An 11,268-nucleotide genomic window follows, 5' to 3' on the forward strand; every position below is an offset into this window, starting at 1 on the left:
AAGCACAAAGGAAGTTTACTGACATAAAGATGTTATTTCCCGGCATCTCAGAGGCAATAAAAAAACAATGGAATATTGAAACCCTGTTTTAATCATAAATCTGTTTTAATCATAAATAAAAAGCGCCACACCTGTTCCAGCGGCGGCCCTTCTGACGTTAACGGATAAAATTGACGGATAACACAGCGCTAATGCTTGTCCATGTGACGCATTCCCGCTCCCGCATGGGGTTAACCATGGGGAGCGGCAATTGACGCTTGTCACCGAAAGACGTGCAACGCCTGTTCCAGACGATGGGCCTGCATACTCAGTTGTTCGGAGGCATGAGCGCTGTTCGTCACCTGCGTGGCGTTTTGCTGCATGATCCGCTCCAGATCTTCCACCGCCCGGTCAATTTCACTCAACCCAACACCTTGTTCGCGTGTCGACTCCGTAATATGCGCGATCAGTTCGCTGACATTATTTACTTGCATCACAATCCCGTGCGTACTTTCCCCAGCCTCCTTCGCCTGCTGCGAACCGATCCGCACCTTGTCGACGCTGACGTCAATCAGCTCTTTGATTTCATGCGCGGCGCTGGCGCTGCGTTGCGCCAGATTACGCACCTCACCGGCAACCACGGCGAACCCTTTGCCTTGCTCGCCGGCCCGGGCGGCCTCTACCGCCGCATTCAACGCCAGGATATTAGTCTGGAACGCAATGTTATCGATAATGGAGGTGATACCGGCGATTTTCTCCGAACTGGCCACGATGCTATCCATGGTATGTTCCATCTGCCCAATCACCTTACCGCCGACCTGCGCCGCCTGACTGGCCGTGGACGCCAACTTGCTGGCTTCGCTCGTCGTCGCATTGTTGGTCTGTACCGTGGTATTGATTTCGTTCATGGCCGCCGCCGTTTGTTGCACGTTAGCCGCCGTCTGTTCCACATGGCGGCTCATCTCCTCGCTGCCGCTGGCCAAATCATCACTGGCATGACGAATATTACTGACCTGCAGGCTGATATCATCCACCAGCCAGCGAAACATCAACCCCAGTTGACCCACAGAGCGTTGAATCGTACCGATTTCATCGGTGCGCTCATCATAATGGAGGGTGGTTGCATTGCCGGTGGCGATATCCAACGCCTGCCGTTTCAGTTTTTCAATCGGTTTGACCAACTGCCACTCCAACAGCACATCAAGCACCAACAACAGCACGACACTGAAGAGGCTGGAAGAGATAAAATCTGCATCGATATCGCGGTGAATCGCGAAATAGGCGATAAAACTCGCCAGCAGGGTCAACAACATCACACTGCGCAGACGCCAGCGCATCGGCATAATCCGAACCCGGGAAAACATCCCGAACACACCGGTTTTCACCACAATTCCTTTGTGAAAACGCACGTTTTTGGCCTGACCTGAGCGAACTTTCTGATAAAGCGTTTCCGCCTGCTCAATATCCTGACGCTCCGGCTGGGTACGCACCGACATATACCCGGTAGTACGTCCGTTGCGCACGATGGGCACGGCATTCGCTCGCACCCAGTAATGATCGCCGTTTTTACGTCGGTTTTTGACCAGCGCCGACCAGGGTTCCTGCTGTTTAAGCGTATTCCACATATCGCCAAACGCTTCTACCGGCATATCCGGATGGCGCACCATATTGTGAGGCTGACCATCGATTTCATCAGGATCAAAACCGCTGACGGTAATAAAAACGTCATTGGCATAAATAATATGGCTATCGACATCAGTGACCGACATCAACGTTGAGTCTTTGTCGAACTGGTACTCATGCTGTGTAACAGGCTGGTTGTTGCGCATAACACCCCCTTAAAAAACATCTTATTAATATGGTTTTTTTAAAGTATGTGGGTGTTTAGCTTGCTTTGTTCATTCGTCCACAGCGATTGTTTGATTTGGATCACACTTTTTTTACATTTATAAAACAACTAATTGATTTTATTGTTTATTTTCAATACAGAAAAGATCCTACCAGATAATATTTTATTTTTTTAAATCAAGGCATTAATTAAAAACGGGAAAGAGAATTAATAGCAGTTTTTAATTTTACCCTACCGAAAATAATGAGCATGCTTAACAAATACCCGCCAGCAAGAAATCCCACCGGATAGCGCCCCATCACGATACAGTCACGCGGATAATCCAGAAGGTAACGCCCGACGATCGTCGGGCATTCGTGTTTAACTGACAGGCATGAGGGAAATGGAATAAGGCAAACGCAGCATTACCCGGCTGAACCGCTTTGATGTTGGTGAGCCAAAATGCGCGGGAGATTGGATTCGATCCAGCTCACCAGCACCTGCACTTTCTCCGCCGCTTCAAGACCTAACGGGGTCAGACTGTATTCCACATGCGGCGGCACCACGTCAAACGCCACACGGTTAATCAACCCATCGCCTTCCAGGCATTGCAGCGTTTGCGCCAGCATCCGCTCGCTCACACCGTTGATGACACGCCGTAACTCGCTGAAACGCATAGTTTTCGATTGCAAGACGATCAGGATCAGTATTCCCCATCGGCTGGTAATGTGCTGAAGGATCTGCCGGGATGGGCATGCTGCCGCCAATAAATCCCCTTTACGCAATACCTCCGCGATCACTGTTTCCGACGTAATCATAATGGCTGATGTCCTGGCTGAATCCCTTGATTGCACGAGGGTAGGTATTTCCCCTCGCCTAAGCAATAAGTTTAGCCATTCACGTTGTTTTTGCGCCATTTACAGCCTGATGTCTCAAAGGAAACACCGTCTCACGCATCAAACGTGGCGCATTTTCGCCCCTTCCCATTGCATGACCAGGCTGATGGCGGCGGGCAGCACCGTCAGCGTCAACAGCGTAGCGGCAACCAGACCGCCGATGATCGCGAACGCCATCGGCCCCCAGAACACCTGGTGGGAGATAGGGATCATCCCCAGAATCGCTGCACAAGCGGTCAACATAATCGGCCGTGAGCGATGACGCGCCGCTGCAAAAATCGCCTGATCCGCCGCCATGCCGGCGGCGACGTTAATGTCGACTTCGCCGATCAGGATCACCGCATTACGGATGATCATTCCCGCCAGCGCAATCACCCCCAGCAGCGCGACGAACCCCATCGGCGTACCGGTCGGCAACATAGCGGCCACCACACCGATCAACCCGAACGGCGCCGTCAGCAACGCCAGCAGCATCCGGGAAAAGCGTTGCAGCTGTACCATCAGCAACACCAGCATCACCAGCAACGTCACCGGCAGCACGGCATACACCGAACTGTTGCCCTTGTCCGACTCCGCCACGGTTCCCCCTTCGTCAATACGGTAGCCGGCAGGCAAGGTGCTGCGGTATCGCTCCACGCTGGGCGCCAGCGCCTGCGACACCGTTAGCGCGTGCATACCGGGCGCAATATCCGTCTGCACCGTAATGAACGGCATACGCTGACGCCGCCAGACAATCGGGTCATCCACGCCATACCCCATCGTTGCGATCTGGCGCAACGGCACCTGCCCGCCGTCCGCCGTCCGCAACTGCAGGTTGGACAGCGTCTCTATCGTCTGCCGTTCGGCATCGTTCGCGCGCATCACGACATCCACCAACCGGTTGCGATCGCGCACCGTGGTGACGGTAGCGCCCGAGAACAGGGTCGCCAGCGCACTGGCCACATCCTGCGAGCTGATGCCGACGGCGCGCGCCTGCGTCTGGTTCACATCCACACGGATGACGCGCTCCGGTTCCCCCGCCGTCAGGTTGACCGCCCGCGTCGAAGGATTGCCGCTGACCAGCGCCCCCAACTGATTGGCAATGTCTCTGACCTTGTTGATATCCGGCCCGCTGACCCGGTACTTGAGCGGCCAACCCACCGGCGGCCCCAACTCCAGCGGAGAAACGCGCGTCACCCGATGACTGAACTCGCGCTGCAACCGCTGTTCAAGACGGGCGCGCAGCGTATCCCGCGCCTTGAGCCCTTTCGCCACCACCACCAGCTGCGCGATGTTTTCCCGATCCAGCAGCACATCCATCGGCAGATAGAAACGCACCGCCCCTGATCCGACATAGCTGGAAAAACGCAGCACGTCAGGATCGTCCTGTACCATTTTTTCCAGTTGGGCAACGTCTCGTTCCGTCGCCGACTGTGTACTGTTTTGCGGCAGCGTCAGGCTGATCAACAACTCCGGGCGATCAGAGGCCGGGAAAAATTCCCCCTCTAAGCGCGACGCCCCCACCACCGACAACCCCAACAGCAGCACGGCAATCGCCAAAGCGCGCCCACGGTAGCGCAGCGCAACCGCCAACAAGCGCGCATAGCCGCGTCCCAGCCAGCCGGATTCGGCCTGATGTTCACGCATCGTTTTCGGCAACAACCATACGCCGAGCAAAGGGGAAAACAGGATGGCGACAACCCAGGAACAGATCAGCGCGATCAGCACCACCATAAACAGCGAATAACAGTATTCCCCGGCGCTGGATGCAGCGAACCCCACCGGGATAAAACCGGCCACCATCACCAGCGTACCGGTCAGCATCGGAAACGCGGTGGTCTCATAAGCGCGGGTCGCCGCCCGCTCTCGCGCATCGCCTTTTTCCAGGCTCGACACCATCGATTCCACGGTAATCATGGCGTCATCCACCAGCAGCCCCAGCGCGATAATCAACGCACCAAGGGAAATACGCTGCAAACCGATGCCGGCGATCTCCATCCCGATAAAGGTCATCGCCAACACGATGGGAATCGACGCCGCCACCACCAACCCGGCCCGGCTGCCCAGCGAAACAAACGACACCGCCAATACGATGACGACCGCCTCCAGCAGCACCTTGACGAAACCGTTCACCGCCTCGTCCACCACCGCCGATTGATCGGCCACGCGGGTGACGTCAATCCCATGAGGCAGAGTGGCACCGATGGCGGTCATTTTGTCGCGCAGCGCCTGGCCGAACTCCAGCATATTGCCGGTCGCCGCCATGGATACCGCCAACCCGATAGCGGGCTGCCCGTTGACGCGAAATGCCGGCGTCGGCGGTTCGGCGCTCTGGCGGGTCAGTGTGGCGATATCGGTGAGCGGCACAAAACGATTGCCGATATGTAACGTGACCTGCCGCAGATTCTGCTCCGAAGCGAATGCGCCGCTGACCCGCAGCGCCACCCGATCATCCGCAGTACGAACGGTGCCCGCCGGGCTGACCGCGTTTTGCGCTTTGAGGGCGGCGATGACCTGTTGCATGTCCAGCCCCATCCCCGCCAGTTGGCGCGGCGAAAACGCAACGATGATCTGCTCTTCCTGCGCCCCCAATACCTGGATCTTCCCGACATTCGGCAGCGTCAACAACGCACTCCGTACATCATCGACCTGGTCGCGCAGCTCCCGGGGAGAAAAACCCTCGGCGGTAAAGCCGTAAATCGTACCGAAGGTGTCGTCGAACTCGTCGTTCACCGCCGGCGTGCTCACGCCATCCGGCAGACTCGGCAAGGTATCGGTCATCTTCTTGCGTATCTGATACCAGATATTCTGGACGGCAGACGGCGGCGTATCGTCCCGCAGGTTGACGAAAATCACCGACTGGCCAGCCTGGGTATAGCTTTCGATGTAGTCCAGATAGGGCGTTTCCTGCAGTTTTTTCTCCAGCGTATCGGTAACGAAACTGACGGTATCGCTCACGGTGGCGCCCGGCCAGGCGGCGGAAACCACGGCGGTTTTGATGGTAAACGCCGGGTCTTCGTTGCGCGGCAGACGTTCGTAACTCATCACCCCGGCCGCCATAATCACCAGCATCAGAAACGCCACCAACTGCTGGTGAGCCAATGCCCATGCGGAAAGATTGCCTGTCCGGCGTTCAAGCGATGCCATCAGCGCGCCTCCATCAATGTCACTTTTTCTCCGGCCCGCAGCGTGCTGACGCCGGCGACCGCGACGTTATCCCCCGCCGATAACCCGGCGGCGACGTCGATTTGCGACGCGCGATAACGGCTGATCGTCACCGGCTGCAAACGCAGCGCCAGCGTTTTCGGATCCACCACGAACACCGCGGGATGATCGCCCTGCCGGGTCAGCGCCGACGCCGGCAGCGTAATACGGCTCTCGGCCGGCAACGTGACCTCGCCCAACACCGTCGCCCCCAATGCCATCGCCGGCGGCGGGTTATCCAGCGCCACGCGCACCCGCCAGGTTCGGGTTTCGTTGTCCGCCAGCGGGCTGACATCCCGAACCCGCCCCATCACCCGTATCGCCGGGTTGGAAATCAGGGACACCGCGACCGGCGGATCCTCTAGACCAGCCGTCACCAGCCGCTCCGGCACGTTGAACACCGCATCAAGCCCGGCGAACGTCGCCAGGCGCACCACCTCCTGGCCGGCGCTGACCACCTGACCGGGGTTGGCGCTAACCGCGGTGATTACCCCTGCCGTCGGCGCAGTCAACCGGGTATATCCCAGCTTATCTTGCGCACTTTTCACGCCAACCTGGGCGCTTTCACGCGCCGATACCGCCGCAGCCCAGTTGGAGCGCGCCTCATCCAATTGCGCCCGCGAAATGGCGCCATTCGGCGCCAGTTGCTTCATCCGGTTGAGGGTTTGCTCCGCCAGCCGCTCAGCCGCGACGGCTTTGGTCAGATCGGCGTTGGCGCTCTGCAACTGGTTTTCGCTCTCGCGGCTGTCCAGCGTCGCAATAAGATCCCCGGCGTTCACCCGGCGCCCGATGTCCACCGTGCGGGTAATCATGCGCCCATCCAGCCTGAACCCCAGCGCCGTTTCCTCACGAGGACGAATCTCGCCGGTCTGGGACAGGGTTTCGCCGTCGGTCGACGGCGTGACGATCACGGTTCGAACCGGGCGCGGCGCCGGCGCGGAGGACTCGCCCGGCGAACCGTCGCACCCAGACAGCAGAAACGCCGCCAGCAGAATGGCGCCTGTCGGCAGCCTGCGGCGGCGCATATATCGAATAACGAAGGACATTACCCAAGAGAGAGAAGCTGAATGCGGCATGATCGGTTCCTGTCAATGAATCGCGACCATTAAACCGGCTCCGTTTCCAGATTCATTCCATGCTTCATCAAGGAATTATCAAGAAGAAAAAAAATCTCACCACGGGCGAAAAGCGTCCGCTCAGTGTTTCAACACCGGGCACTACATGACAAAGCCAGCATAAACCCGTCTTCACGCAGAACCTTAATCACCCCACGAATCAGATATGAGTTAGAAAACTTCGCGGTATAAGAACGGGCGCCCTCTTCCACGGGCTGTAGCAGCCCCCGGTCGATCAACTTACCCAGCGGGTAATATCGATAAAAACCATAATTAACATAACGTTAACCTTGAGTATGTTCCCGAGTCCGGCAACGTCACCGTAAACAGCATGCCGCCTTGCGGATGGTTCTGCGCATTTAGCGTGCCGCCGTGCGCTTCACAAATCGCCAGCGCAATAGAAAGCCCCAAGCCACTGCCGCCGGAATGGCGCGCCCGCGAGGTATCCGCCCGGGAGAAACGCTCGAAAATTTTGGGTAGAAACGTCTCGCTGACGCCGGCGCCATAGTCGCGAAACGCCACCGTCCAGTTGCCGTCGGTGCGTTCAAGCGCGATATCCAACCGCTTTCCCTCCGCCGCATAGCGCAGCGCGTTTTCCATCAGGATGGTAAATACTTGCCCCAGCCGCACCGGGTCGGCGTAGCATTCATGGGCACAGTCCGCCGCACAATCGTGCAGCACCAGCGAGAAACCGGCCGCCTCCGCGTGCGGTTTCAGCCAGGCGATGCGATCCCGCAGCAAATCCGCCAGCCTGAGCGGGGAACGGTCGATCGCCAGTTGACCTGCGCTCGCCATCGACAAGAGATGCAAATCATCCACCAACCGGTTGAGGTGGCCGAGCGGGTTCATCACCATCTGTAGTTGCCGCGGCTCCGGCTCGAACACGCCGTCGATCATCCCTTGCAGGCGCCCCATCGCCGCCGTCAGCGGCGAGCGCAATTCGTGCGCCATGGCGACGTGAGAAGCGCGCAGCTCGCGCTCATAACGCTCCAGTTGGGCGGTCATCAGGTTGAAATTGCGCGTCAGCATCTGCAATTCCGCCGGTGCGCCCGCTACAAACTGGGCGCGGGCGGCAAAACGCCCCTGCGCCACCTCGCGGGCGGAGAGCGCGATCTGGCTGAACTGCAACGACAATGGCCGCGCCGCCCATAAACCCAGCAGCACAATCAGCGGGATCGCCACCATCACCAACCCACACAGCAGCATCCAGTCGCTGTCGGCGATAGCGGGAATGGAACAATCAATGCCGAACCAGGTATCGACGATGTCGTGGAAACGCGCCCGATCGAGATTCGGGTTCTTCAGCAGGGTCTGAAATTCCTGGCGCACCGATTCCGGCATCTTGTGCATCACCCACAGATTCCAGACCGCGTAACGCAACCACATGGAGACGGCTATCAGCACTACCGCGCCGATAGCCAGTGATAAAATGCGCTTGCAGAGCCAGCGCCAGAGCGAATAGGCGTTATCCGGTCGTTTCATGGTTGTCTGAACCTGTAGCCTACGGCGCGCACCGTCAATAACACGCCGCTGATGCCGACGGCTTCCAGCTTTTTGCGCAGATTGTAGATATGCGTGTCCACCACCCGCTCCAGCGCCTCACTCTCCGGCAGACAAGCTTCCAGCAATTCCTGACGGGAGAAGGCGCGGGTTTGCGCCCGCAGCAGGGTCGTCAGCAGCGCGAATTCGGTCGGCGTGAGATCAAGCATTTGCCGCGCGCCCTGCGACGCGGCGACGATCGCCACCATCGCATCCTGATCCACCGTCAGCGCGTCATACACCAGCACATTGTCACTCTTCAGCGCGCCGCTGGCGCGACGCAACACGGCATGCACCCGCGCCACCACTTCGCCGGGGTGGTAGGGCTTCACCACATAATCATCCGCCCCGTAACGCAGCGCGCCGATTTTGTCGGCATCATCGCCGATGGCCGTCACCATGATGACCGGTACGTCGCTTTTCCGACGCAGCGTACTGAGCACGTCAATACCGTTCATGCCCGGCAACATAACATCCAGCAGGATCAGATCCGGGTTCCAGCACCGGGCCACTTCCAGGCCGCGCAGCCCGTCGCCCGCCAGCTCAACCAGAAAATTGTCGCGCTTTAGATAGGCTTCCAGCACGCTGGCGGCATCCATGTCGTCTTCGATTATCAGAATGCGTTTCGCGCTCATGAGGGCCCTCTTGATAAACTCTTGATTATTCACTGACCGGAGATTGACGCGGCCGGTTCATAGTATCCCTGGCAGTCACCGCGTTCATACAACATCAGGGAACATTTATCACAACATCCCCGCTTACGGGGAAATACTCTCCCGATCAGGAGTCAGACCGATCATGCAATATTTTCCCGTTTTTATAACGGCTATTTTTTGTCTTAACACCGGTATCGCACAGGCGGACGACAATAATCCCGCCGAGCAGGATGGCGTTACCGTCGGCCTCGCTTCCCGCTACGCCCCACGTTACAGCGGCGCCAGCGATTATTACTGGAACCCGCTACCGGTGTTCCAGGCGCGCCAGGGCGCGTTCTTCGCCGATACCGATAAAGGTATCGGTTACGATCTTCAGGTCGGCGGTTTTTATCTTGAACAGACGCTGGGTTATTCATTCGGTCGAACCGATAGCAACTCGAGCTGGCGCGATGGCTCGCATCGGCTACAAGGCATGGGCACGATCGACGGCGCGCTGAATACCGGCATCGAAATCGGCTGGCAGTTCTCCGATCGGTTGTCGGTGGCCGCCAAAGCCATACTGCCGTTGACCGACAGTCAGGGGGGGCAATACCAAGGATCGATAACCGATATTTTCTTTAAAAACCAAGATGATTCATTGGGCTTTCAGGCCAGTTTACTCTTCGGCGACGCCCGTTATAACACCCTGTTCTACGGTGTCAGCTCCGCGCAAAGTCAGCGCTCCGGCTATCGAGCTTACCGTCCCGGCGGCGGGCTATACGGACAATCGCTTGCCCTGTTCTGGACACATCAGTTTGACAGGTCTTGGGCCGTCAGCCTCATCGCGGGCTATACCCGTTTGAATGACAAGGTCTCGGACAGCCCCATCGTCTACCGAGCCAATCAGGGTGACGGGACGATCGCCGTGACGTATCGCTTCTGAGCCGAGCCGGTGCGACGAATCATCTCCCTCCTTGCAGGGCTCTCCACAGGCTGGCGGCCTTTGTCGTCGCCAGCATACCAATCCCCTCACTCATTCGAGCGACAGGCAAACGGCATATGACGGGTATACACCCGCGTTTCACACGCCAGCCTGCCGCCGGCATCTTCCCGGTTGCGCCCAGCAACCACGCGCGTTTACGTAGATGCATTCAGGCAATCCCCGCCCAACCGTAAGGATTTCGTTAAGATTTACTCATAATTAATAACAAAAATTTATACCTCCCCGCCAAGATGTTAATGATAATTTAAGTGATAACCATTATCACTTAAAAGCAAGCACGGGACTGCAATGCTATCCACTCATCTGAACCGGCCGTTACTCGGCCCCCAATCCGCGTTCGGCATCCTGAACTCGGTGCCCCACCCGATGCTGGTCGAGATGATCGCCTGCGCCGGGTACGACTTTGTACTCCTCGACATGGAACACCAACCGCACGATGAAACGCTACTGCAACACTGTATCGCGGTAGCGCAAGCACAGGGATGTAGCCCACTGGTGCGTATCCCCGGCCCCGACCGAAAACTGATCGGACGGGTATTGGATCTGGGCGCCAACGGTATCGTCATCCCGCAGACGGAAAGCGCTGAACAGGTGTTGGCGGTACGCGACGCCATGCGCTTTCCTCCTGCCGGCCGACGCGGCATGACCGGTGGCCCGGTGACGGGCTTCGGCACGCTGCCGTTGCCGGAATACATCGCCCGAGCCAACAGCGAACTGCTGCTGATCCCGATGATCGAGTCCGCCGCCGGTATTCGGGAGATCGACAATATTCTGGCGGTGGAAGGCGTCAGTCTGGTGATGGAAGGCGCGCTCGATCTGGCGCTGGATCTCGGCCTCGGCCCCACGCCGCATCATCCTGATGTCGAAGCCCGGCTGCGTCACCTGGCGGCACGCTGTCAGCGGGCAGGTATCCCGTTTTGCGCCAACCCACGCACGCCGGAACAGCAGGAATACTGGCGACAGGCCGGCATCCGGTTATGGCTGTGCGGCGAAGATCGCGGCTTTCTATTTCGCACGCTTCGCCAGCGGCTTCATGACGTGAAGCCGTCCTGACACCTCACTTTCTTTCGTCATGACACAAGGAAATATC

At 58.0% G+C, this 11,268-nt stretch carries 8 protein-coding genes; 2 read left to right on the plus strand and 6 right to left on the minus strand.

The genetic code is table 11. The annotated features are described in order from the left end of the window. Window positions 1-260: 260 nt before the first annotated feature. The 6 genes from DPA2511_RS16050 to DPA2511_RS16075 all read right to left on the minus strand — a co-directional run bounded on the left by DPA2511_RS16050 (window position 261) and on the right by DPA2511_RS16075 (window position 9,175). Window positions 261-1,808 (minus strand): methyl-accepting chemotaxis protein, encoded by a 1,548-nt coding sequence (locus tag DPA2511_RS16050; RefSeq protein ID WP_015854792.1) that lies wholly within the window; start codon window positions 1,806-1,808, stop codon window positions 261-263. Between the two features lie 424 nt (window positions 1,809-2,232). Continuing rightward, window positions 2,233-2,625, minus strand: a complete 393-nt coding sequence (locus tag DPA2511_RS16055) for a winged helix-turn-helix transcriptional regulator (protein ID WP_015854793.1) — start codon at window positions 2,623-2,625, stop codon at window positions 2,233-2,235. A gap of 138 nt (window positions 2,626-2,763) precedes the next feature. Continuing rightward, window positions 2,764-5,829, minus strand: a complete 3,066-nt coding sequence (locus tag DPA2511_RS16060; protein WP_015854794.1) for an efflux RND transporter permease subunit — start codon at window positions 5,827-5,829, stop codon at window positions 2,764-2,766. Then, window positions 5,829-6,962 (minus strand): efflux RND transporter periplasmic adaptor subunit, encoded by a 1,134-nt coding sequence (locus tag DPA2511_RS16065; RefSeq protein ID WP_015854795.1) that lies wholly within the window; start codon window positions 6,960-6,962, stop codon window positions 5,829-5,831. The genes DPA2511_RS16060 and DPA2511_RS16065 overlap by 1 nt, the downstream gene beginning before the upstream one ends. Before the next feature lie 312 nt (window positions 6,963-7,274). After that, on the minus strand, window positions 7,275-8,483 hold the full coding sequence (locus DPA2511_RS16070) for a sensor histidine kinase (protein ID WP_015854796.1): 1,209 nt from the start codon (window positions 8,481-8,483) through the stop codon (window positions 7,275-7,277). Beyond that, entirely contained in the window at window positions 8,480-9,175 is a 696-nt protein-coding gene (locus DPA2511_RS16075) for a response regulator (RefSeq protein ID WP_015854797.1), read from the minus strand. Before DPA2511_RS16075 ends, DPA2511_RS16070 begins: the two co-directional genes overlap by 4 nt. 163 nt (window positions 9,176-9,338) lie before the next feature. Here DPA2511_RS16075 and DPA2511_RS16080 point away from each other — a divergent pair, with 163 nt between their 5' ends. Both DPA2511_RS16080 and DPA2511_RS16085 read left to right on the plus strand, forming a co-directional pair. Beyond that, complete coding sequence (locus tag DPA2511_RS16080; protein ID WP_015854798.1) at window positions 9,339-10,118, plus strand: MipA/OmpV family protein; 780 nt, start codon at window positions 9,339-9,341, stop codon at window positions 10,116-10,118. 348 nt (window positions 10,119-10,466) lie between these two features. Then, window positions 10,467-11,231 carry an HpcH/HpaI aldolase family protein gene (locus DPA2511_RS16085; RefSeq protein ID WP_015854799.1) on the plus strand — a complete coding sequence of 255 codons (765 nt, stop codon included), beginning with the start codon at window positions 10,467-10,469 and terminating at the stop codon, window positions 11,229-11,231. Window positions 11,232-11,268 lie beyond the last annotated feature (37 nt).

The sequence above is a fragment of the Musicola paradisiaca NCPPB 2511 genome (assembly GCF_000400505.1).
GTDB classification, from domain to species: domain Bacteria; phylum Pseudomonadota; class Gammaproteobacteria; order Enterobacterales; family Enterobacteriaceae; genus Musicola; species Musicola paradisiaca.

Excerpts from the sequence above, each read along its gene's own strand:
- DPA2511_RS16050 (WP_015854792.1), bottom strand. The coding sequence starts at position 1,808 with ATGCGCAACAACCAGCCTGTTACACAGCATGAGTACCAGTTCGACAAA.
- DPA2511_RS16055 (WP_015854793.1), bottom strand. The coding sequence starts at position 2,625 with ATGATTACGTCGGAAACAGTGATCGCGGAGGTATTGCGTAAAGGGGAT.
- DPA2511_RS16060 (WP_015854794.1), bottom strand. The coding sequence starts at position 5,829 with ATGGCATCGCTTGAACGCCGGACAGGCAATCTTTCCGCATGGGCATTG.
- DPA2511_RS16065 (WP_015854795.1), bottom strand. The coding sequence starts at position 6,962 with ATGCCGCATTCAGCTTCTCTCTCTTGGGTAATGTCCTTCGTTATTCGA.
- DPA2511_RS16070 (WP_015854796.1), bottom strand. The coding sequence starts at position 8,483 with ATGAAACGACCGGATAACGCCTATTCGCTCTGGCGCTGGCTCTGCAAG.
- DPA2511_RS16075 (WP_015854797.1), bottom strand. The coding sequence starts at position 9,175 with ATGAGCGCGAAACGCATTCTGATAATCGAAGACGACATGGATGCCGCC.
- DPA2511_RS16080 (WP_015854798.1), top strand. The coding sequence starts at position 9,339 with ATGCAATATTTTCCCGTTTTTATAACGGCTATTTTTTGTCTTAACACC.
- DPA2511_RS16085 (WP_015854799.1), top strand. The coding sequence starts at position 10,467 with ATGCTATCCACTCATCTGAACCGGCCGTTACTCGGCCCCCAATCCGCG.